General features: G+C 66.6%; 21 protein-coding genes and 4 tRNA genes. 2 read left to right on the forward strand and 23 right to left on the reverse strand.

The window, feature by feature from the left end:
• Positions 1 to 195: 195 nt before the first annotated feature.
• Positions 196 to 999: an enoyl-ACP reductase gene (locus D103_RS0111820; protein WP_018867493.1), complete on the forward strand. Its 804-nt coding sequence runs from the start codon at positions 196 to 198 to the stop codon at positions 997 to 999.
• Between the two features lie 339 nt (positions 1,000 to 1,338).
• Here the strand turns inward: D103_RS0111820 and D103_RS0111825 are convergent, their stop codons facing one another.
• From D103_RS0111825 to prmB, 22 genes are all read right to left on the reverse strand, one after another.
• Positions 1,339 to 3,228 carry a SurA N-terminal domain-containing protein gene (locus D103_RS0111825; protein WP_018876936.1) on the reverse strand — a complete coding sequence of 630 codons (1,890 nt, stop codon included), beginning with the start codon at positions 3,226 to 3,228 and terminating at the stop codon, positions 1,339 to 1,341.
• Between the two features lie 391 nt (positions 3,229 to 3,619).
• Positions 3,620 to 3,696, reverse strand: a tRNA-Asp gene (locus D103_RS0111830).
• 36 nt (positions 3,697 to 3,732) lie between these two features.
• A tRNA-Val gene (locus D103_RS0111835) sits at positions 3,733 to 3,808 on the reverse strand.
• 11 nt (positions 3,809 to 3,819) lie between these two features.
• Positions 3,820 to 4,092, reverse strand: a complete 273-nt coding sequence (locus tag D103_RS0111840) for an HU family DNA-binding protein (RefSeq protein ID WP_017940837.1) — start codon at positions 4,090 to 4,092, stop codon at positions 3,820 to 3,822.
• Positions 4,093 to 4,352: 260 nt separating this feature from the next.
• Positions 4,353 to 6,818: an endopeptidase La gene (lon, locus tag D103_RS0111845; RefSeq protein WP_018876937.1), complete on the reverse strand. Its 2,466-nt coding sequence runs from the start codon at positions 6,816 to 6,818 to the stop codon at positions 4,353 to 4,355.
• 82 nt (positions 6,819 to 6,900) lie between these two features.
• Positions 6,901 to 8,181: an ATP-dependent Clp protease ATP-binding subunit ClpX gene (clpX, locus tag D103_RS0111850; protein WP_018867496.1), complete on the reverse strand. Its 1,281-nt coding sequence runs from the start codon at positions 8,179 to 8,181 to the stop codon at positions 6,901 to 6,903.
• 148 nt (positions 8,182 to 8,329) lie between these two features.
• Positions 8,330 to 8,971, reverse strand: a complete 642-nt coding sequence (gene clpP, locus D103_RS0111855; protein WP_018867497.1) for an ATP-dependent Clp endopeptidase proteolytic subunit ClpP — start codon at positions 8,969 to 8,971, stop codon at positions 8,330 to 8,332.
• A complete protein-coding gene (gene tig, locus D103_RS0111860; RefSeq protein WP_026279296.1) occupies positions 8,968 to 10,275 on the reverse strand; it encodes a trigger factor in 1,308 nt (435 codons plus the stop codon). The genes clpP and tig overlap by 4 nt, the downstream gene beginning before the upstream one ends.
• 82 nt (positions 10,276 to 10,357) lie before the next feature.
• Positions 10,358 to 10,444 (reverse strand) — tRNA-Leu (locus tag D103_RS0111865).
• 122 nt (positions 10,445 to 10,566) lie between these two features.
• A tRNA-Lys gene (locus D103_RS0111870) sits at positions 10,567 to 10,642 on the reverse strand.
• Positions 10,643 to 10,781: 139 nt separating this feature from the next.
• A complete protein-coding gene (locus D103_RS0111875; protein ID WP_028484713.1) occupies positions 10,782 to 12,050 on the reverse strand; it encodes a YeeE/YedE family protein in 1,269 nt (422 codons plus the stop codon).
• A gap of 138 nt (positions 12,051 to 12,188) precedes the next feature.
• Complete coding sequence (gene queC, locus D103_RS0111880; protein WP_026280356.1) at positions 12,189 to 12,875, reverse strand: 7-cyano-7-deazaguanine synthase QueC; 687 nt, start codon at positions 12,873 to 12,875, stop codon at positions 12,189 to 12,191.
• A 1-nt stretch (position 12,876) separates the two neighbouring features.
• On the reverse strand, positions 12,877 to 13,572 hold the full coding sequence (gene queE / locus D103_RS0111885) for a 7-carboxy-7-deazaguanine synthase QueE (protein ID WP_018876939.1): 696 nt from the start codon (positions 13,570 to 13,572) through the stop codon (positions 12,877 to 12,879).
• Complete coding sequence (gene ybgF / locus D103_RS0111890) at positions 13,569 to 14,318, reverse strand: tol-pal system protein YbgF (protein ID WP_018876940.1); 750 nt, start codon at positions 14,316 to 14,318, stop codon at positions 13,569 to 13,571. Before ybgF ends, queE begins: the two co-directional genes overlap by 4 nt.
• 121 nt (positions 14,319 to 14,439) lie before the next feature.
• Positions 14,440 to 14,994, reverse strand: a complete 555-nt coding sequence (pal, locus tag D103_RS0111895; protein ID WP_018867503.1) for a peptidoglycan-associated lipoprotein Pal — start codon at positions 14,992 to 14,994, stop codon at positions 14,440 to 14,442.
• A gap of 45 nt (positions 14,995 to 15,039) precedes the next feature.
• Positions 15,040 to 16,326 carry a Tol-Pal system beta propeller repeat protein TolB gene (gene tolB / locus D103_RS0111900; RefSeq protein WP_038028868.1) on the reverse strand — a complete coding sequence of 429 codons (1,287 nt, stop codon included), beginning with the start codon at positions 16,324 to 16,326 and terminating at the stop codon, positions 15,040 to 15,042.
• Between the two features lie 34 nt (positions 16,327 to 16,360).
• Complete coding sequence (tolA, locus tag D103_RS0111905; protein WP_018876942.1) at positions 16,361 to 17,374, reverse strand: cell envelope integrity protein TolA; 1,014 nt, start codon at positions 17,372 to 17,374, stop codon at positions 16,361 to 16,363.
• 10 nt (positions 17,375 to 17,384) lie between these two features.
• Positions 17,385 to 17,837 (reverse strand): protein TolR, encoded by a 453-nt coding sequence (gene tolR / locus D103_RS0111910; RefSeq protein ID WP_018867506.1) that lies wholly within the window; start codon positions 17,835 to 17,837, stop codon positions 17,385 to 17,387.
• Positions 17,838 to 17,840: 3 nt separating this feature from the next.
• Positions 17,841 to 18,515, reverse strand: coding sequence for a protein TolQ (gene tolQ / locus D103_RS0111915; protein ID WP_018867507.1), 675 nt, complete (start codon positions 18,513 to 18,515; stop codon positions 17,841 to 17,843).
• A 32-nt stretch (positions 18,516 to 18,547) separates the two neighbouring features.
• Positions 18,548 to 18,967, reverse strand: a complete 420-nt coding sequence (ybgC, locus tag D103_RS0111920; RefSeq protein WP_018867508.1) for a tol-pal system-associated acyl-CoA thioesterase — start codon at positions 18,965 to 18,967, stop codon at positions 18,548 to 18,550.
• Complete coding sequence (gene ruvB / locus D103_RS0111925) at positions 18,964 to 20,007, reverse strand: Holliday junction branch migration DNA helicase RuvB (RefSeq protein WP_018876943.1); 1,044 nt, start codon at positions 20,005 to 20,007, stop codon at positions 18,964 to 18,966. Before ruvB ends, ybgC begins: the two co-directional genes overlap by 4 nt.
• A gap of 96 nt (positions 20,008 to 20,103) precedes the next feature.
• Positions 20,104 to 20,997, reverse strand: a complete 894-nt coding sequence (gene prmB / locus D103_RS0111930) for a 50S ribosomal protein L3 N(5)-glutamine methyltransferase (protein WP_018876944.1) — start codon at positions 20,995 to 20,997, stop codon at positions 20,104 to 20,106.
• A gap of 82 nt (positions 20,998 to 21,079) precedes the next feature.
• Between prmB and asd the strand changes: the two genes are divergently transcribed.
• Entirely contained in the window at positions 21,080 to 21,934 is an 855-nt protein-coding gene (gene asd / locus D103_RS0111935; RefSeq protein ID WP_018876945.1) for an archaetidylserine decarboxylase, read from the forward strand.
• A gap of 181 nt (positions 21,935 to 22,115) precedes the next feature.
• Here the strand turns inward: asd and D103_RS0111940 are convergent.
• The coding region (locus D103_RS0111940) for an IS256 family transposase (protein ID WP_018876946.1) at positions 22,116 to 22,709 on the reverse strand (594 nt) is incomplete at its 5' end.

The raw sequence follows: 22,709 nt of genomic DNA on the forward strand, positions 1-22,709 counted from the left end.
AGCGGTCGCGGGGACCGCGGGTGCTGGCACTATAGCAAGCCACCTGCTTCGGCTCATCGGGTGCTGGCCGCACTAGCACCACATCGGTATGATCCCGGAGACAGTCGCGCCCGTCCCCGGTTCCGCAGCCGGGCGGGCGCCGTCGAGACGGCCCGCCCGGGTACGTCCGCACGGATCCGAACCAAGGAGTGTCACATGGGTTTTCTGAAGGGCAAGCGCGCACTGATCGTCGGCGTTGCCAGCAACCGTTCCATCGCCTACGGCATTGCCGCGGCCATGCATCGCGAGGGCGCCGAGCTCGCCTTCACCTACCAGAACGAACGCCTGCGCGATCGCGTCGAGAAACTGGTCGCTGACTTCGACTCCGACATCCTGGTGCCCTGCAACGTCGAGGATGACCGCGAGATCGAACAGGTCTTCGAGCACCTGGACAATTACTGGGACGGCGTCGACATCCTGGTGCACTCGGTGGCCTTCGCACCCAAGGAGCAACTGGAAGGCGACTTCCTCGACAACATGACCCGCGACGGCTTCCGCATCGCGCACGACGTCAGCTCCTACAGCCTCGCGGCCTTTGCCAAGGCCGGCCGCGCGATGATGAAGGATCGAGACGCCTCCATCCTTACCCTCAGCTATCTGGGCGCCGAACGCTCGATGCCCAACTACAACGTGATGGGTCTGGCCAAGGCGAGCCTGGAGGCGAACGTCCGTTACCTCGCCTATACGCTGGGGCCGGAGAGTACCCGGGTGAACGCGATCTCCGCCGGCCCGATCCGCACCCTCGCGGCCTCCGGGATCGGCGAGTTCAAGCGCATCCTCGACCACGTCGAGGCCAATGCCCCGCTGCGGCGCAACGTGACCACCGAACAGGTCGGAAACGCCGGCGCCTTCCTCTGCTCCGATCTCGCCTCCGGCATCACCGGCGAGATCATGTATGTCGACTCCGGCTACAACACGGTGGGCCTGGGCGCGGCCGAGATCGGCCTCGACAACAAGTAGCTCGCAGGCTTCGGCCCCGATGCCGCCTCTTCCCGTGGCAGACATGGAAAAGCCCGGCCCGCATGAGCGGAGCCGGGCTTTCTTGTTTTCGGGCTGCAACCGGTCTCGGCCAATCAAACCCGCTCGGCATTAGCGGCCATAAGGCAAGGGCGTTGAACCACAGAGTGCACAGAGGACACGGAGAATTCGCAGGGACTGCTTAGCGCGAAGGTATTCCGAGAGACAGGACAAACGCATCGCTCCCCGCGCCCCGTCCAGTCAGTCACAATCGACGTTCTCCGTGGGCTCCGTCTCCTCCGTGGTGTTACGTCCCTTGGCCTTTCCAAACAACGACTCAGGCTAGTCGAGCGCGTCGGGGAAGCGCTTGATGTCGGCCTGCTCTTCCAGCCAGGAGAGGTAGGCCCGGAATTCGGCGCTGCCATAGGCATTACCGATCTGGTCACGCGCCTGCTGGCGTGCAGCGGCATCGGCGGCGTCCTCGCCCATACGCACCTCTTCCAGCACGGTCACGGCAAAGTCGCCGTCGCCGATCCGGGCACCGGCGATCTCCACCGCGCCCTCGCCCGGGGCCGGCAGGCGGAACAGGTGGTCCTGCAAGCCGGTGGGCAGTTCCGCGGCGCGCTCGCGGGTGACCTCGACCGAGCGACTCCAGGCCCCGTTCTCGTCCGCCTCTGAGGCCCAGTCCTCCGCCGCGGTCAGGCGCTCGATCAGGGCCTCGCCGGCTTCACGGGCAGCATTGGCCGCCGCCTGACGCTGCAGGCGCTCGCGAATCGTGTCTTCCACCTCCGCCAGCGGGCGCAGCTCGGACGGCTGGTGTTCGTCGATCCGCAGGATCACGGTGGAGCCGTCCTGCAGGTCGATCGCCTCGCTGTTGTGGCCGTCTTCCAGCACCCGCGGATCAAACGCCGCGTTTCGAATGGAGCGGTGCCGCGCAATGCCGTCCCCGGAGCCCCGCGAGAACCAGTCGCTGGTCTGGATCTCCAGCCCGGTCGCATCGGCCGCCGGCTCCAGGCTGTCGGGGAACTCGATCCCCAGCGCCATCATGTCGTCCAGGGCGTCAATCTGCATCTGCTCCGCCGTGCGATCGCGCAGATCCTGCTCGACCTCGTCGCGGACCTCTTCGAACGGCTGCGGCTGGGCCTCCTGGATCGCGGTCACCTCCAGGATGAACCAGCCTCGCTCGGTGCGCACCGGCTGGCTGATCAGATCCTTCGGCAGGGTGAAGATCACGGTCTCCAGCGTCGAGCCCAGGTCCCCCCGGGCGATCTCGCCCATTCGCCCGCCACGGTCGGCGGTCAGGCTGTCCTCCGAGTATTCCTCGGCCAGCTCGGCAAAGTCCTCGCCGGCCTCCAGCCGCTCGCGCAGCTCGCGGATGCGGGCCTCGCCCTCCTCGCCCGTGTCCTGAATACGGATCTGGCGCACCTCGCGCAGCTCCGGCTGCTCGTAGCGGCTGCGGTTCACCCGGTAGTGCTCGCGCACCTGGTCCTCGGTGACCTCGACCCCGGCCTCCAGGCCCTCCGGATCCAGCCGGAGATAACTCACCCGTACGCGCTCGGTGGTGGTGAACTCATCGGGATTGGCTTCGTAGTACGCCTGGATGGCGTCCTCGTCCACCACGTCCGGACGGTCGAACTCGTCCGCGGAGAAGACCCGCCAGCTGGCCACGCGGGTCTGGTTGCGCAGACGACTGTAGTCTTCCACCAGGCTTTCCGGTACCACGCCGGTCGCCTGGATCCCCCGCTGGATCTGCGACAGCACAATGCTGCGCGCGATGTCCTGTTCGAAGTCCGCAGGACTGATGCGCTGGGCGTTCAGCAGCTGGCTGTAGCGTTCGCGGCTGAAGCGCCCCTCTTCCTGAAAGACCGGCATGCCGCGGATCTCGCGCAGCACGCTGTCTCCGGCGGCCTTGAAGCCCGCGGAATCCGCCGCCTGGCGCAACAGCTCTTGCCGGATCAGCGACTCCAGGGCCTGCAGGCGGATGCCCTGCTCGTCGAGCACATCATCGGGGATCTCGCCGCCGAACATGCGCGCCATTTCGTCGCGCTGGGCGCGCGCTTCCTGATGCACATCGCGCACCGCGATATCCGTGCCGTTCACCTCGGCCGCCACCAGCGGGCCGGCCCCGCCGAAGTACTCGCCCAGGCCCCACAGGGCAAAGGGAATGGTGATCAGGCCGATGATCACATAGGCGAGCCAGCCGCTCGCCCGGTCACGAATCGCTTGCAACATGATGGTCTCTGCTCACTCCGCCGTGGAGAGGAAATCGGGAATCAACCGCCGATGGTAGCAGGCGCGCCCGCGCACGTCTGCGCCTAGGTTATCCACCACGAAGCGCACGAAGGCACGAAGAAGGGCAAGGTCAAAGGCGTTTGCACCACAGAGGACACGGAGGGCACGGAGAAAGTCGATAGCGATCCGCGGGAAGGACAGAGCATCGTAGGATTGGAAGGATGAAGTTGTGTCAGGGGGGGCAAGCCGCGTGTTGCCGCGGCCCCGAATTCCTTGCCCTTCTCCGCGTCCTTCGTGTTCTCTGTGGTGCAAACGCCCTTGACCTTCTTTGCTCCTGGATCGCAATAGCCAAGAAAAGAAAAAGGCGCCACAAGGGCGCCTTTCTCGGAGATGGCGGAGCGGACGGGACTCGAACCCGCGACCCCCGGCGTGACAGGCCGGTATTCTAACCAGCTGAACTACCGCTCCGTATTCTTGCAGTGCAACCAGGGTCAGGGTTGCACTTGGTGGGTGCTGACGGGTTCGAACCGCCGACATTCGCCTTGTAAGGGCGACGCTCTACCAACTGAGCTAAGCACCCGATAAAGCGCGCTAGTTTACTCGATCCTTGAGCGCTTTACCAGCCTTGAACGAAGGCGTTTTCGAAGCGGCGATCTGGATGGTCTGACCGGTACGCGGGTTACGACCGGTGCGGGCCTCACGCTCGCGCACCAGGAAGGTACCGAAGCCGACAAGGGAGACCTGGTCACCCTTGGCGAGGGTGTCGCCAACAACACTTACCATGGCATCCACGATCCGGCCGGCCTGGGCCTTGGGGACATCGGCTTCCGCCGCGATCGCGTCGATCAGTTCGGATTTATTCATGAAGCGCTTCCTTATCTCAGTGGTGACTCAGGCTTTCTGCCGGACTGGGCCTAGCTTACACCAGCCGGAGGCCTTTTCTCCATGGCCCCGCAACTGCCCTCGGCGAGAAATCAGGTGATGCGGATGGGGTTATAGCAAGCCCCCGGAAAACGAGTCAAACGCGATCTCGTAACCGCCCCCGAACGGGTGTGATCCCGTGCACAAAAAAACCGCGGGGCCCGGTCTGCGGGTCCCCGCGGTTTCCGTCCGTTTACAGACGGTTAGTGATGCCGAACCCGGCGGCGGCCGGATTCCTTGGCCGGCTTGACGACTTCCTCGACCTTTTCCGGGGTCTCGCCCGCCTTGCCGTCCGGCATGTGCGTCAGCGCCACCTCCAGGACCTCGTCGATCCAGCGCACCGGGCGAATATCGAGCTTCTGCTTGATGTTCTTCGGGATGTCGACCAGATCCTTCTCGTTTTCTTCGGGGATCAGGACCGTGCGGATCCCGCCGCGATGGGCGGCCAGCAGCTTCTCCTTCAACCCGCCGATCGGGAGGACCTGGCCGCGCAGGGTGATCTCCCCGGTCATCGCCACATCCGCTCGCACCGGGATCCCGGTCAGTGCCGAGACGATCGCGGTGCACATGCCGATACCGGCAGATGGTCCGTCCTTGGGCGTCGCACCCTCCGGCACGTGGATATGCAGGTCCTTCTTCTCGTGGAAGTTTTCCTCCAGCCCCAGGGCCTCGGCACGCGAGCGCACCACGGTCAGCGCCGCGTGGATGGATTCCTGCATCACGTCGCCGAGCTTCCCGGTCTGCTGGGTCTTGCCCTTGCCCGGGACCACGCTGGCCTCGATAGTCAGCAGCTCGCCCCCGACCTCGGTCCAGGCCAGACCGGTCACCTGACCGATCTGATCGTTCTCCTCGGCCAGGCCAAAGCGGAACCGGCGCACGCCCAGGTACTTCTCCAGCGTCTTCGGGGTCACCGACGTGGTCCGCGCACGCTCCTTCTCGCTGGCCAGCAGGCGCTGCTTGGCCACCTTGCGGCAGACCTTGGCGATCTCGCGCTCCAGCGAGCGCACACCGGCCTCCCGGGTGTAATAGCGCACGATGTCGCGCACCGCCGCATCGGAGATCTGGATCTCGGCCGGCTTCAGGCCATTGGCCTTGATCTGCTTGTCGAGCAGGTAGTTGTGGGCGATGTTGACCTTCTCGTCCTCGGTGTAGCCGGACAGCCGGATGACCTCCATGCGATCCAGCAGCGGCCCGGGGATGTGCATGCTGTTGGCCGTGGCCACGAACATCACGTCGGACAGGTCGAAATCGACCTCCAGATAGTGGTCGCTGAACGTGTGGTTCTGCTCCGGATCCAGCACCTCGAGCATGGCCGAGGCGGGGTCGCCCCGGAAATCCATCGCCATCTTGTCGATCTCGTCGAGCAGGAACAGCGGGTTGCGTACCCCGACCTTGGCCAGGTTCTGGATGATCTTGCCCGGCAGCGAGCCGATGTAGGTGCGACGGTGGCCGCGGATCTCGGCCTCGTCACGCACCCCGCCCAGCGCCATGCGCATGAACTTGCGGTTGGTCGCACGAGCGATGGACTGACCCAGCGAGGTCTTGCCGACGCCGGGCGGGCCCACCAGGCACAGGATCGGGCCCTTCAGCTTGCGCACTCGCGACTGCACGGCGAGGTACTCGAGGATGCGTTCCTTGACCTCTTCCAGGCCGTAGTGGTCCTCGTTGAGGATCTTCTCGGCACGCGCCAGATCCTTGCTGACCCGGGTCTTCTTCTTCCACGGGACATTGACCAGCCAGTCGATGTAGCTGCGCACGACGGTGGCCTCGGCCGACATCGGCGACATCATCTTCAGCTTGTTCAGCTCGGCGGTGGCCTTCTTCTTGGCCTCCTCCGGCATCCCGGCCTTCTCGATCTTCTCGGCCAGGTCTTCCTGTTCGTTCGGCGCGTCCTCGAGGTCGCCCAGCTCCTTCTGAATGGCCTTCATCTGCTCATTCAGGTAGTACTCGCGCTGGGATTTCTCCATCTGCTGCTTCACGCGGCCGCGGATCTTCTTCTCGATCTGCAGCACGTCCATCTCGCCCTCGATCTTGGCGACCAGGTGCTCCAGGCGTTCGCGCACATTGGCGATCTCGAGGACCTGCTGCTTCTCCTCGAGCTTCAGGGACATGTGCGCGGCGATGGTATCGGCCAGGCGCGAGGTGTCGTCGATCCCGGCCAGCGAGGTCAGGATCTCCGGCGGGACCTTCTTGTTCAGCTTGATGTACTGCTCGAACTGGTTCAGCGCGGACCGCCCGAGGACCTCGAGTTCCTTGTCCTCGGTGTCGTATTCCTCGTCGATCAGGCGAATGTCGGAGACGAAGTAGTCCTCCTCCTTCTCCGCATCGCCGGTGGTGGAAACATCCATCACGCGGGCGCGCTGGGCCCCCTCCACCAGCACCTTGATGGTGCCGTCGGGCAGGCGCAGCAGTTGCAGGATGTTGCCCAGGGTACCGATATCGTGCAGATCGCCGGCTTCGGGTTCGTCGACCTCGGCGCTCTTCTGGGCGACCAGCAGGACCTGCTTGTTCTCGGCCATGGCCGAATCCAGCGCGCGGATCGACTTCTCGCGACCCACGAACAGCGGGATGACCATGTGCGGATAGACCACGACATCGCGCAGCGGCAGCACCGCGACGCGCTTGACGGGGGAGTCCACCTCGTTCTGGGAGGAGTGGGTATCGGTCATGTTGCCCCCTCAGGGCTGGACGAATGTACAGGAGGAAGTGGGGGCGGCGGCGCCCATTTCAAGGGCGCCGCAACACTTCCGCTCAGGAATCCGCGGCCGCCTGCTTCTTGGCGAACGAGTCGTTCTCGTACACCAGATACGGTTCGGCATCGCCGCGGATCACCGCCTCGTCGATCACCACCTTGCTGACGCCTTCCATGGAAGGCAGCTCGTACATGGTGTCGAGCAGGATGTTCTCCATGATGGTGCGCAGGCCACGCGCCCCGGTCTTGCGCTCCATCGCCTTGTGGGCGATCGCGGACAGGGCGTCGTCGCGGAACTCCAGCTCCACCCCTTCCATCTCGAACAGACGGGCATACTGCTTGACCAGGGCGTTCTTGGGCTGGGTCAGGATGGTGATCAGCGCGTCCTCGTCCAGCTCGTCCAGGGTCGCCTGCACCGGCAGGCGCCCCACGAACTCGGGGATCAGGCCATAGCGCACCAGGTCGTCGGCCTCCAGCTGCTTGAGCCACTGGCCACCGGACTTGGCCGCCTCGGTGGTACGCAGCTCGGCGCCAAAGCCGATGCCGCCCTTCTCGGCGCGCTGCTGGATGACCTTCTCCAGCCCGGAGAAGGCCCCGCCGCAGATGAACAGGATGTTGCTGGTATCGACCTGCAGAAACTCCTGCTGCGGGTGCTTGCGCCCGCCCTGCGGCGGGACCGAGGCGGTGGTGCCCTCGATCAGCTTCAGCAACGCCTGCTGCACACCCTCGCCCGAGACGTCACGGGTGATGGAGGGGTTGTCCGACTTGCGCGAGACCTTGTCGATCTCGTCGATGTAGACGATGCCGTTCTCGGCCTTCTCCACATCGTAGTCGCACTTCTGCAGCAGCTTCTGGATGATGTTCTCGACATCCTCGCCCACGTAACCGGCCTCGGTCAGCGTGGTCGCGTCGGCGATGGTAAACGGGACGTTCAGTACTCGCGCCAGCGTCTCGGCCAGCAGCGTCTTGCCGGAGCCGGTCGGGCCGATCAGCATGATGTTCGACTTGGACAGCTCGACATCGTCCTTGCCGGCCTTGGCCTGCAGACGCTTGTAGTGGTTGTACACCGCGACCGAGAGGATCTTCTTCGCGGAGTTCTGGCCGATCACGTAGTCGTCCAGGATCGCGCGGATCTCGTGCGGGGTCGGGAGGGAATCCCGCTCGGTGTGGCCGGCCTCCTGCATCTCCTCGCGGATGATGTCATTGCACAGCTCGACGCACTCGTCGCAGATGAATACGGATGGCCCGGCGATCAGCTTGCGCACCTCGTGCTGACTCTTTCCGCAGAAAGAACAGTACAGGAGCTTGCCGTCGGCGGAGGGGGTGGTTTCGTCGCTCATCCGTTTGCCTCGGTTGCGATTTCAGTGTTCTTCAAAACATGCCCCGTTTGCCTGTGAGTTGCAAACGGGCCAAGCAGAAGTCCGGTATTGAGGCCCCGCCCCGGAGCCGGTCTCCGGGGCGCGGTTGCGATCGGCGCGGACGAGGGGATCAGTCGTCCGCGGAGTTGCGGTGGGTCAGGACGTGGTCGACCAGGCCGTATTCCTTGGCGTCGGTCGCGGTCATGAAGCGGTCGCGATCGGTGTCCTGCTCGATCTTCTCGATCGGCTGGCCGGTGTGGTGGGCCAGTACGCGGTTCAGCTCGTCGCGGATCTTCAGGATCTCGCGGGCATGGATATCGATATCCGACGCCTGACCCTGAAAGCCGCCCAGCGGCTGGTGGATCATCACCCGCGAGTGCGGCAGCGTATGGCGCTTGCCGGGGGCCCCGCCCGCCAGCAGAACAGCGCCCATGCTCGCGGCCTGGCCCACGCACAGCGTGCTGACCTCGGGCTTGATGAACTGCATGGTGTCGTAGATCGCCATGCCAGCGGTGACCGCGCCCCCCGGGGAGTTGATGTACAGGCTGATCTCCTTGTCCGGGTTCTCCGACTCGAGGAACAGCAGCTGAGCCACGATCACGTTGGCCATGTAGTCCTCGACCGGACCCACACAGAAGATGACCCGGTCCTTCAGCAGACGGGAATAGATGTCGTAGGCGCGCTCGCCGCGGGCGGTCTGTTCGACCACCATCGGGACCAGGTTCAGGCCCTGGGCATGCTGCGCACCCTGGTCGGCCATGTCGTGGCTCATTCAGTCGACTCCTTGTTCGGATTCATGACGTCCTGGAAGCTGGTTTCCTTCTCGGTGACCTTGGCCTGCTCGACCACCCAGTCGACCACCTGGTCTTCCAGCACCAGCGACTCCAGGTTGCTCTTGGCCTGGGGATTGGAGCGGTAGTAGTTCTTCACCTCTTCCGGGTCCTCGTAGGTCGCGGCCATCTCCTCGAGATCGCGCTCGACGCGCTCGGCGTCCACCTCGAACCCCTTCTGGTCGATGATCGCACGCAGGGCCAGCCCCAGGCGGACACGGCGCTTCGCCTCGTCCTCGAACAGGCTGTCCGGCAGCGGCTGGGTCTGCTCGGCGCCACCGAAGCGCTTCTCGGCTTCCTCGCGCAGACGGTTGATCTCCGACTTCACCAGGGCGTCCGGCAGGTCGAAGTCGTGCTTGTCGACCACGGCCTCCAGGACCTGCTGCTTCACCCGGCCCTTCAGGGCCTGACGCAGTTCCCGCTCCATATTGGACCGCACATCAGCGCGAAGTTTCTCCACCGAGCCGTCCTCGATGCCGAATTTCTTCGCGAACTCTTCGTCGACCTCCGGCAGCTTGGGCCCCTCGACCTGCTTGATGGTCAGGGCGAACTGCGCGGTCTGGCCCTTCAGGTTCTCCGCCGGGTAATCCTCGGGGAAGGTGACGTCGATGGTCGGCTCCTCGCCGGCCTTCACGCCCTTGAGCTGCTTCTCGAAGCTCTCGATCAGGCGCCCGGCGCCGACCTCGACCTGGAAGTCCTCGGCCTTGCCGCCCTCGAACTCCTCGCCGTTCAGGGTGCCGACGAAGTCCAGGGTGACACGGTCGCCCTTCTTCGCCTTGCGCTTGACCTCGGCCCACTCCTTGTTCTGCTCGCGCAGCGAGTCAATCACGCGGTCGATGTCCTCGTCCGCCACCTCGGCCTTCGGCCGCTCGATCTCGACGTCGGCGAAGTCGGCCACCTGCACCTCCGGGAACACCTGGAAGCTGGCGGTGAACTCGATGGCGTCGCCGCCCTCCAGGCTGGTCGGCTCGATGCTCGGGTTACCGGCCGGTTCCAGGCCCTCCTGCTGCACCGCCTCGCGGTAGCTCTCCTGCAGGACCTCGCTCAGCACCTCCTGGTAGACGCCGGTGCCATAGCGCTGGCGCACCACCTTCAGCGGGACCTTGCCCGGGCGAAACCCGTCCAGCTTGACCCGCTTGGCCAGGGACTTCAGGCGGTTGTCGACCTCGGTGTCGACCCGCTCGGAGGGGACCTGGATGGTCATCTTGCGTTCCAGGTTGCCGGTGGCTTCAACAGAAACTTGCATGGAGGGCCTCGTCATAGTTCGGATATCGGTCATCCCTGCCGATCGCAGTGGTAACCTTCATGGCGTTGGGAAATGCGGACTGTGGTGCGAAAGGAGAGACTCGAACTCTCACGGGTTTTACCCCACTGGGACCTAAACCCAGCGCGTCTACCAGTTCCGCCACTTTCGCGATCTTGCAGAAAACTCTTGTTGTGTTCGCGCGTTAGCCGCGCATTCTAGCGTGTTCCCCGCCCACAAACACAAAAGGCCCGTATGAACGGGCCCTTGTGCCGGCGCGGGGACCGGAGAAAATGGTGGGTCGTGTAGGATTCGAACCTACGACCAATTGGTTAAAAGCCAACTGCTCTACCAACTGAGCTAACGACCCTTTTCGGTTTGGCCGGCGGCGACCCCGCGGGTCGCCCTGGCCGAGCTGCAAAACCGAAGGCCCGGGATCACCGGGCCTCCAGTGCCGCGTAGTTTACGGCGCGGCGGGGAAAACGCAAGGCGCCCCCGCCGCTACGCCATCAGATGGCTTCCAGCTTGCGCATGCCACCCGGCAGCAGCTTCATGTCCACCAGCGAGGTGATCAGCGCCTTGCCGAAGGAGGCCTCGTCTTCGTAGACCATCTTGTAGTACTGGATCTTCATGGTCAGCGCGGCCCCGAAGACGATCATGATGAAGGTCAGGAAGCCGCCCAGCGCGAGCGTGGAGATCCCGGTGATGCCCTGACCGATGGTGCAGCCCATCGCCAGCACGCCACCGAAGCCCATCAGGATCGCGCCGATGAAGTGGTTCACGAAGTCGCGCACCGAGGCGAACCACTCGAAGCGGAACGCACGGGTAACCAGGGCCCAGAAGAAGGAGCCGAGGATCACGCCGGCCAGCGCCATCACGCCGAAGTACAGCACGGTGTTGTCAAACCCGCTCGACACGTAACGCAGGCTCTGGCCCATCGGATTGATGAAGGTGAACGACTGGTTGGCCCACGGGGCACTCTCGGACGGGCGCTCACCCGCGTCTGCATCGGCCACGAAGTCCCAATCGGCCACGTAGGCCTGCGGGGTATAGGTGTCCATGCCATCGTCGATCTGGATGTTGCTGGTCAGCCACCAGGCGCCGAGCACCATCAGGCCGATCACCAGACCGCCCAGGATGTTGTCAAAGCTCTTGCGGAAGTCCGCGGCCTTGAAGATCAGGGCCAGCAGCAGCACGCCGATCACCGCGCCCAGCACCAGGCGGGCGGTCAGGCCGTTCTCTTCGCCGGCCACCAGGGTACCCAGGTCCTGGCCCGCCGGGGTGGAGATGGCCAGCGCGGTGGTCCAGTCCATGAACAGCAGGGAATAGAGGGTATCGGAAGTACCCGGCAGCGGGCGCACCATGTAGTAGGCGATGATCGCGATCACGATCAGCACCATCAGCGACTTGATGTTGCCGCCACCGACGCGCACCAGGGTCTTGTTCCCGCAGCCGGAGGCGTAGGTCATGCCGATCCCGAACAGGAAGCCGCCCAGGGCATGCTCGACCCACTGGAACTCGCTCATGCGGTAGTTCGGGAAGGAACCGTCGGCGCTCAGCACCCCGAAGAACTCGAGGATGGCCACGCCCAGCATGGCCACGGCGATCGCTAGCAGCCAGGAGCGCATACGCCCGGTATCACCCATGTTCACCCAGTCGGAGACGGCGCCCATGGTGCAGAAGTTGGTCTTGTTCGCCACGGCCCCCATGATGAAGGCGAGGATGAACGCCCCACCGAGGAACGCCATCGCGGCAGTTGAAAAACTGGAGAATTCCATCACGTATCCTCTCGACGAAAGATTTCAGGGCAGGCCTGCACCCACGGGGTGCGCAGCATACATCGGACGCTAGACGAGATCGAGCCCGTTTTCATTCCTGCGGGAACGAACATGCAGCCGGCGGGCTGCCGGCGGGCATCACGCGGGGATATAGCGGGTCGGGTCCGGCACGCCGGCCGCAGCAAAGCCCTCGCGCCGGATGCGGCAACTGTCGCAGCGGCCGCAGGCGCGCCCCTCGGCATCGGCCTGATAGCAGCTGACCGTGTGGCGGTAGTCCACCCCGAGCTCGCTGCCCGCCCGGATGATCTCGGCCTTGGACAGGTGCATCAGCGGCGCCCGCACCTCCCAGGGCGTGCCCTCGACCCCGCTGCGGGTGGCCACCCGGGCCAGGTCGCGGAACGCGTCGATGAAGGCCGGACGGCAATCCGGATAACCGGAATAGTCCACCGCATTGGCGCCGACGTAGAGCAGCCGCGCGTCCAGGGTCTCGGCCAGCCCCAGGGCCAGGGCCAGAAACACCGTGTTGCGCGCCGGCACGTAGGTCACCGGGATGCCCTCGGTCGGCGCGGCCGGTACGTCGATCGCCGTGTCTGTCAGCGCCGAGCCGCCGATGGCGCTCAGGTCCACCGCCACCACGCGGTGGTCGGTCACGCCCTGGTCCGCTGCGACCCGCCGCGCAGCCTCCAGCTCGGTCCGGTGGCGCTGTCCATAGTCAATGGACAGGGCATGGCACTCCAGGCCTTCGGCGCGCGCCATGGCCAGACAGGTCGCCGAGTCGAGCCCGCCCGATAGCAGCACCACGGCCTGTTCCACGCGCTCGCTCATGTCAGCGGCCCGGCTGATCGCCCCAGAGGAGCTTGTGCAGCTGCACCTGGAAGCGTACCGGCACACGTTCGGCCACGATCCAGTCAGCCAGGGTCCGCGGCTCCAGTTCCCCGAACACGGGCGAGAACAGGACCTCGACCTCCGGGTCCAGCCCCAGGCGCTCGAGCTCGGCCCGGGCCCAGTCAAAGTCTGCGCGCCCGGCCAGCACGAACTTCAGCTGGTCCCCGGCCTTCAGCCGCGGAATGTTATCGGGGAGGTTGCGTTCGGCCTCCTTCGAGCCCGGCGCCTTCCAGTCCATCACGATGGCGACCCGGGGGTCGACACCGGCGATGTCCATCGCCCCGCTGGTCTCCAGCGACACCGTGAACCCGGCGTCGCACAGTGCCTCCAGCAGCGGCAGGCAGCCCGGCTGGGCCAGGGGTTCACCACCGGTCACGCAGACATGCCGCACCCCGGTGCGCCCGACCCAGTCGAGGACCGTCGGCAACATCAGCGCCTCGCCGCCCTCGAAGGCGTATTCGCTGTCGCACCAGCGGCAGCGCAGCGGGCAACCGGTCAGGCGCACGAAGGCCGTGGGCCAGCCGACCTGCGCCGCCTCGCCCTGCAGCGAGACAAACATCTCGCTGACCCGCAGTCGCACCGACGCCGGGTCGACGACCCCCGAGCCACGGGCGTCACGCAACGGGGCGGTGGTCATTGGGCGCGATCGATCCGCTGCAGGCGTTCGCGGGCCAGGCGGTCCAGTGTCGTACCGCCATAGTCGGCACGCACTGCCTCCAGGGCCTCGCGGGCCGCATCGAAGTCCTCCAGCTCGTAGTGGGAGTACCCGATCTTCAGCAGTGCATCCCCACTCTTGTCGCTTTCGGGGAAATCCTCGCGCAGGCGCTGGAAGTCCTCGAGCGCCGCCTCGAATTCGCCGCTGGCGTACTTCGCCTCCGCCAGCCAGTACCACGCATTCGCGGTAAAGCTCCCCTCGGGGTAATCCTCGATGAACCGCTCCAGCTTGCGCATGGCGGTGGCAAAGTCGCCGGCCATCAGGTCGTCAAAGGCCTCCTGATAGGCGGCCTGCTCGTCGGCCTCCGGCAGATCCAGCTCGACCACCTCCTCGCGCGGGGCCGCATCCGGCGCCGGCCCTCCGCCCTCGACGGCGGCCACGCGCTCGTCCAGGTGGCGGAACTGGTCGCGCTGACGGGTACTGAGGCGGTTCACCTCGTGGCGCAGGGTCTCCACCTCCCCGCGCAGTTCGCGCAGGTCCCGGTTCAGCGACTCGGAGACCTGCAGCAGCTCGTTCATCGCGCTGGAGTCCAGCACGCGTTCGATACGGTCCAGGCGCCGATCCAGCTGGCGGATCTGCGACTGGGTCGCGAACACGGTGTCGTCCTGCGCCCCGGCGGTCCCCGGCATCAGAGCCAGCGGGGTCAGGACAAAGGCCGCGGCCAGCATGGCCGCCAGGAACGGCCCCGGGCGCGCCGGGTTCCGAAACAGAAATGCCCCCGAGGGGGCATCTCCGCAAGACGTACTGAACATCGATCGCATCTGGCTTCCCGGGTTTACCTACCCTGACTCAGCGCCGGGATTCGTAGACGAGCTCGACCCGGCGGTTCTTGGCCCAGGCCTCCTCGTTCTGCTGGAAGGCCACCGGCATCTCCTCACCATAACTGATGACCTCGAGCTGGTCATCCGAGGCGCCGTTCAGATTCAGCACCCGCCGCACGGACTGCGCACGGCGTTCGCCCAAGGCCAGGTTGTATTCGCGGGTGCCGCGCTCATCCGTATGCCCCTCCAGGCGCATGCGCGCGCCGGGGTTCTCCGCCAGGTAGGCCGCGTGGGCCTCCAGCATCGGCATGAATTCGGACTTCACCTCGTCACGGTCGAAGTCGAAGTAGACCAGGCGCTCGGCCAGCGGACTGTCCGGGTCGTCCAGGGCGGCGGCATCGAACTCCCGGTCGCGACCGATCCCACGGGCCTCGGCGGCCTCGCGTTCGGCCCGCTCCTGCTCGGCGGCACGTTCGCGCTCGGCGGCACGCTCGGCATCCTCGGCATCGCGGGTCGGAGTGGCACAAGCCGAAAGGGCCGCGATCACCACGGCGGCAAGGGTCAGACGAAACGCGTTGTTCATGGTGTTGGTTCCTCGAAAGAAGGTGACAGTCAAAGGGTCCGAAAATCAGTTCAGGGGTGACCAGGCCGGCTCGCGCACCTCGCCTTCGCGGGCGGCCAGACGCTGGTGCACCTGGCCGTCGCGGCTGACGGAACCGAGCACGCCCCGCCCCCCGTCGGTCATGGCATACAGGATCATGCTGCCATTGGGGGCAAAGCTTGGCGACTCTGCATCGCGTCCGTCCGTGAGGCGCGTCACACGGCGGTCATCCAGATCGAGTCGGGCCAGCTGAAATCCGCCGTCACCCCCATGGACATACACCAGCGACCGCCCGTCCGGCGAGATGGTGGCGGCGGCCGCGTAGCCGCTCTCGAAGCTCAGACGCCGCGCATTCCCGCCGCCGGCTGGCTGGGCGTAGATCTGCGGGGCCCCCGCCCGGTCGGAGGTGAAATAGATCGTCTCGCCGTCCGGCGACCAGACCGGCTCGGTCTCGATCGCGCTGGAACGTGTCAGCTGCCGCAGATCCCCGGAGGCCAGGTCCATCACATAGATGTTCGGCGAGCCGTCGCGCGACAGGCTCAGCGCCAGTTGGCGACCGTCCGGGGACCAGGCCGGGGCACTGTTGATCCCGGTGAAGCTGGCGATGCGCGAGCGCTCGCCGGTCTCCACATTCTGGCGAAAGACCTCGGAACGGCGGTTCTCGAACGAGACGTAGACCAGCTCGCGGCCATCCGGGGACCAGTCCGGCGACATGATCGGATCCTCGGAGCGGAACAGAGTCCGCGGATTGGCCCCGTCGGAGTCGGCCACCTCCAGTCGGAAGGTGCGCGAGTCGTTCCGGCGCTCGACACTGACGAACGCGATACGCGCGCTGAAGGCGCCCGGGTCGCCGGTGATCTGTTCGTAGACGATGTCCGATACGCGGTGGGCGCCCCTCCGGAGCATGTCCGCGGGCACCGGGATGCGCCAGCCACCCAGGCGCTCCTCCGCCAGCACGTCGAACACGTGGAACTCCACGATCACGTTGTCCCCGTCCGGGCGCTTGGAGCCCACCACCAGGTACTCCATGCCGGCGTCGGCCCAGGGCTGCGCGATGAAGTCGGCCGGGCCCGAGGGGGCCCGCGGCAGCCCCTCGCGCTCGACGTCGAACAGACCGCTACGGGTCAGATTCGCGGCCAGGATTCGCCCCACATCCTCGTCCGGGCGGCCCTCGCCCTCCCAGGTGAACGGTGCGACCGCGACCGGAATGGCCCCGGTCACACCCTCGGTCACGGTCACTTCCAGCACCGCGTGAGCCTGCGCCGACCACAGCAGCGCCAGCCCCAGCAGCATCGCGTGAATCATTCGTTGCATGGTGTTCCTCGTGGCCCGGTTGGGAGCGGGCCGGTCAGTCGGGCTCGAAACGGATGCGCACCCCGCCGCGCACGGCATCCGCGTCGGGCGGACGCGGCAGCGAGGACAAACGGTCCATGGTCTGGCGGACCGATTCGCAGAAGGCGGACCCGCCCGAGCAGCTCTCGATATCAAAATTGATGATACGCCCGGTCTCGTTGACACGCACGAGAACAATGGCACGGTCCGACGCATCCAGCCCCGAGGGCTGGCGCCAGCGCCGCTGCACCACCGACTGCACCTGGGCACGCCATTCGTTCAGCTCCTGATCCAGCTGCGCCTGGCGCTCGGCGGCCTCGCGTTGCGCCTGTGCCTCGGCCAGACGTTCGCGTTCGCGCTCCATCGCCTCGCGCCGGCGCTGCTCTTCCAGTTCACGCTCCTGCTCGGCGCGACGCTCGGCCTCCTCCCGCTCGCGGCGTTCGGCCTCCTCGCGTTCGCGCCGCTCCGCCTCTTCCCGCGCCTGGCGCTCCGCCTCCTCGCGCTCCCGCCGCTCGGCTTCCTCGCGTTCGCGCGCCTCCTCGGCCTCACGCCGCGCCTGCTCCGCAGCCTCGCGTTCCTGGCGAATGCGCTCGCGTTCGGCCTCGGCCTCCTCGCGTGCGCGCTGGCGTTCTTCCTCCGCCTCGCGGCGCGCCTGCTCGGCCTCCTCCAGCGCCTGCTGGCGCGCGCGCTCGGCTTCCTCGCGGCGGCGCTGTTCCTCGGCCTGGCGACGTTCCTCCTCGCGCCGGGCCTGCTCCTCGGCACGGCGGCGTTCCTCCTCGGCGCGCAGCTGCTCGGCGACCTGCTCCTGTTCGGCCACCTCGCGCTGGTGCTCGACACGATCGAAGGTCTCGGCATCCACCGCGACCGCGTCGATCACCTCGATATCCTCCTGCACCGCGATCTCCACCGCCGCCCGGGTCGAGGTCGGCGACATCAGGCTCACGTTCAGCAGCAACGCCGCGAACAGCACCCCGTGCAGGATCAGGACGAGGAGCAGGCTGAGGGGGTGACGGCGCAGGAGCTCGAACACGGCGTGTGGCTCAGTCCTGGTTGTTACGTGGCGGTTCGGTGATCAAGCCGACACGACCGCCCCCGGCGCGCTGGAGGGCGACCATTGCATCGATCACCCGGCCGTAGTCCACGTTGCGGTCCCCGCGCACGAAGGTCTGGGTGCCCGGATTCTCGGCGAGGAACTCGCGCACGATCTCGGTCATCTCCTGCGGCGCCAGCGGCTCGTTCACGTACGGGCCCTGGTTCAGGCTCATGGCCCCGGAAGCATCCACGGTGACCACCAGTGGCTCGGCCGCCGATGGATCCTCGTCCAGGGCCTCGGCATCGGCCTCCGGCAGATCGACCTCCACCCCCTGCTGCAGCATGGGGGCGGTGATCATGAAGATGATCAGCAGGACCAGCATCACGTCGATGAACGGCACGACGTTGATCTGCGACATGGGCCGCCGCAGGCGGCGGCTGTTGCGACGCGACTCGGCCATGGTTCAGGCCGGCGCCCCGGCGGCGCCCTCGGCCGGCTTGCCCGCGCCCTGGCGGTTCAGCAGGGCCACGAACTCGTCGCTGAAGTTCTCCAGGCGCGAGGCCACGCGATCGACGTCCCCGGCAAAGCGGTTGTAGGCGATGACCGCCGGGATGGCCGCGAACAGGCCCAGCGCGGTCGCGATCAGCGCCTCGGCGATCCCCGGGGCGACCATGGCGAGTGTGGCCTGCTGCACCCCGGAGAGCCCGAGAAATGCATGCATGATGCCCCACACGGTCCCGAACAGGCCGATGTACGGGCTGGTGGAGCCAACCGTGGCCAGGAATTGCAGGTAGCGCTCCATCTCGTCGGTCTCGCGGGCGATGGCCACGCGCATCGCGCGATGGGCCGGCTCGCCGGCCACCATGCCGTGCTGGCGGGCACGCAGGAATTCCTTGAAGCCGGAGGAGAACACGTGCTCCATGCCGGACATCTCGGACTTGCGGCGTACGCCCTCGTACAGGTGCGAGAGGTCCGCGCCCGACCAGAACCGTTCCTCGAACTCGTCGCTGGCCCGCTGGGCCGCGTTCAGCGAGCGCGCCTTGATGATGATCACCAGCCAGGAGAGCACCGAGGCGATCACCAGGATCACCATGACCAGCTGCACGATCAGACTGGCGTCCATGATCAGCTGGTACATCGAAAAGTCGACTGTCACTTGTCCATCTCCCGTTATGCCGTTGTTCCGTCCGCCGCCCGCATCGCGCGCGCCACTTCATCGGGGATCGCCACCGGCGCCTGCCGGGCCACATCGACACAGGCAATGGCGACCTCGCCGGTTGCCAGCGCCGTCGCCTCGCGCTGCACGACCTGCGCGAACTCCACGCTGGCGCGACGCATGCGCGTGACCCGGCATGTGACCGTCAGGGCCTCGTTGAAATGCGCGGGACGCTGCATCTCCACAGCCAGACGCCGCACGGCGAACACAATTCCATACTCGGACCGCAGCCGGTCCTGCTCGAAGCCGAGGGCACGCAGCCATTCGGTACGCGCGCGCTCCATGAATTTCAGGTAATTGGCGTGATAGACCACGCCGCCGGCGTCGGTATCCTCGTAGTACACCCGCACCGGCCACTCGAATGCTGCGGTCATGGCTGGCGCGGGCCCTCCGCCGCGGGCGTCAGCAGATCGCCCTCGTCCATCCGGGTCAGGCCGAACATCGCCAGGGTACGCCGGGTCGCCTGGCGCCCGCGCGGAGTGCGCTGCAGGTAGCCCTGCTGAATCAGGAAGGGCTCGACCACATCCTCCAGCGTGCCACGGTCCTCGTTCATCGCCGTGGCCAGGCTCTCGACCCCGACCGGGCCACCGTCGAACTTCTCCACCAGCACCTCCAGCAGGCGACGGTCCTGGGCATCCAGCCCGGAGGCATCGATCGCCAGCAGGTCGAGCGCCTGCGCCGCCACGTTGTGGGTCACCACGCCATCGGCCCGGACCTGGGCGAAATCCCGTACCCGCCGCAGCAGGCGGTTGGCCAGCCGCGGCGTGCCGCGGCCCCGGCGGGCGATCTCCGCGGCCCCCTCGGCCTCGATCCCCACGCCCAGCAAACCGGCCGCGCGATCCACAATATGCGCGAGATCGGTGACAGTGTAATGATCGAGACGCTGCACGATACCGAACCGGTCACGTAACGGGGCCGAAAGCAGCCCCGCGCGGGTGGTCGCGCCCACCAGCGTGAACGGCGGCAGGTCCACCTTGATCGAGCGCGCCGCCGGGCCCTCGCCGATCACGATGTCCAGCTGGCCGTCCTCCAGGGCCGGATACAGCACCTCTTCCACCACCGTCGGCAGGCGGTGGATCTCGTCGACGAACAGGACATCGCGCGGCTCCAGGGCCGTCAGGATGGCGGCCAGGTCACCGGCGCGTTCCAGTACCGGACCAGAGGTCTGGCGCAGGCCCACGCCGAGTTCGTTGGCGACGATGTGCGCCAGCGTGGTCTTGCCCAGCCCGGGCGGGCCGGCGACCAGGGTGTGATCCAGGGCCTCGTCGCGCCGGCGGGCGGCCTCGATGAACAGCCCCAGCTGCTCGACTACGCGGGGCTGGCCGTTGTAGTCCGCGAGCCGCTTCGGGCGCAGGCTGACCTCGGCCCGCTCTTCCTCGGACCGACTCTGCATATCCACCAGACGTGATTCCATAGCCCCGCAGTATGCATCGCCACCGGTGCCGTTTACAGGGCCGTCCGGCGGGTTTTCGGATTCGCATGCGTTCGAGCGTTCCCGCCCATAGCGCCGTCAGGCCCCGGGGAGATCGCGCGCGTAGACCAGGAACACCCCGTGCCCGCCGGCCTCGAACTCCAGCCAGATCAGCGGCAGCTCCGGGAAGGCCGCCTCCACCGCGGCCTGACTGTTGCCGACCTCGACGATCAACACGCCGTCTTCCGTCAGGTGTTCGCGGGCCCCGTCCAGGATGCGGCGCACGATATCCAGTCCGTCGCCGCCGGCGGCCAGCCCCAGCGCGGGTTCGTGACGGTATTCGTCCGGCAGGGCCGCCATGTCCTCGGCATCCACGTATGGGGGGTTGGACACAATCAGCTCGTAGCGATCCCCGGGTTCCAGCCCGTCGAACACGTCGGACTGCACAACGCGCACCTGATCGCCCACCCGGTGGCGCTCGATGTTGATCCCCGCCACCGCCAGCGCATCCGTCGACACATCCGCCAGGTCCACCCGCGCCTGCGGCAGCGCCAGGGCCATTGCGATCCCGATACACCCGCCCCCGGTGCACAGATCCAGCGCGCGGGTCACGCCATCGGGGTCGACCCAGGGCTCGAAGCCTGCGGCAATCAGCTCGGCCAGCGGCGAGCGCGGCACCAGCACGCGCTCGTCGACATAGAACGGCACCCCGGCGAACCAGGCCTCGCGGGTCAGGTAGGCCGCGGGCTTGCGCGTGGCGACCCGCTCGCGCAGCACCGCCACCACCCGCGTGCGCTCGACCTCGCTCAGGCGCGCATCCCACCAGGACTCGGGAAGATCCAGCGGCAGATGCAGGGTGTGCAGTACCAGCCAGGCGGCCTCGTCGAAGGCGTTGTCGGTGCCATGCCCGAAGCTCAGGCCGGCGCCGCGAAACTGACTGGCGCCGAAGCGAATGAAGTCGCGCAGGCTGCGCAATCCGGTGGTCGAATCCATGCCCGGTCTTTCCGTTACGTGCGAGGGCGGTCATCATACCGTCTCGCTACCGCCCTGTACGTAACCCACCCACGGACTCCGCATGAGCAAGATCGACCCCTGGCTGGCGCGTCTGTCGCACCTGCTGCCCCAGCACGCCCTTTCGCGCGGCGTGCACTGGCTGGCGCGCATCGAGTCGCCGCGCCTGCAGCCCCTGCTGCGCGCCTTCGTGCGCCGCTTCGGCCTGAACCTGGACGAGGCCGCCGAGCCGGACCTCGCGGCCTATGCCAGTTTCAACGCACTGTTCACCCGCGCCCTGCGCGAGGATGCGCGGCCGCTGGAGGGGGACGCCAACACGGTGGTCAGCCCGGCCGATTCGCGCGTCAGCGCGGCCGGGCGCATCGAGGCCGGCCAGATCTTCCAGGCCAAGGGCCATCACTACACGGTACGCGAGCTGCTGGGTGGCGAGGACGATCTGACGGAGGCCTTCCGCCACGGTCACTTCGTGACCCTGTACCTTTCACCGCGCCACTACCACCGACTGCACATGCCGCTGACCGGCACCCTGACCCACATGATCCATGTGCCCGGGCGGCTGTTCTCGGTGGCCCCGCGCATCGTGCGCCACGTACCCCGGCTGTACGCCCGCAACGAGCGGGTCGTGGCCTGCTTCGACACGCCTGTCGGACCCATGGCCATGGCCCTGATCGGTGCCCAGAACGTCGGTTCCATCGAGACCGTCTGGGCCGGCGAGGTCACCCCGCCGCGGGGGCGCGAGATCAGCGTAAGCGAGTATCCGGACCGCGATATCACCCTGGAACGCGGGGCCGAGATGGGCCGCTTCAACCTCGGGTCCTCGGTGGTGCTGCTCCTGCCGGACCACCCGCTGAAGCTCGCCGACCACCTGACGCCCGAGACCGAGGTCCAGGTCCGCTCCGCACTCGGCCAGTTCTACTGACTTTTTTCACCACGAAGCACACGAAGGCACGAAGAAGGGCCAGGTCAAGGGCGGTTAACAGGAAGATGGGAAGACTAGAAGTAAAAACGATCGGTTAGATGGACTCGGGGGGCGGCCGGCCATCGAGGGCTATTAACTGCATCGCCCGGATCGAGGGTGTCAATTTTTCTGTGTAAGTGGGTTAGGTCGGCATCCGTTCGGGGAACAGGATGATGAACTGGTTGAGGGCCTGGCGCCAGTTGTGGAGGGGGCGGGTCCATTTCTTGGCGACGTTCCGCAAGGCGAGGTAGAGGATCTTGGTCACGGCGCTATTGTTGGGGAACGCCCCGCGGTTTTTGAGAACCCGGCGCAGCGAGTAGTTGAGCGACTCGATGGCGTTGGTGGTGTAGACCACCCGGCGGATCGGCGGCGGATAGTCGAAGAACCCCGACAGGCGGGGCCAGTCGGCGCGCCAGCTGGGGCTGATGGCGGGGTATTTGGCGTCCCAGGTGTCCGCAAAGCGGGTGAGCGCGGCCTCGGCCTCGGCGCGGGTGGCGGCGCCGTAGATGGCGCGCAGATCCCGGGCCACGGCCTTGCGCTCCTTCCAGGGCACGTACTTGAGGCTGCCGCGGACCTTGTGAACGATGCACAGTTGCACCTGGGTGTTCGGGAACACGCTCTCGATCGCCTCGGGCAGGCCCTTGAGGCCGTCCACGCAGGCGATGAAACAGTCCTGGACGCCGCGACTGTTGAGCTCGGTGAACACCGCGTGCCAGAACGAGGCACCCTCGGCCTG

The organism is Thioalkalivibrio sp. ALE31 (assembly GCF_000377405.1).
In the GTDB taxonomy this organism is placed as follows: Bacteria; Pseudomonadota; Gammaproteobacteria; order Ectothiorhodospirales; family Ectothiorhodospiraceae; genus Thioalkalivibrio.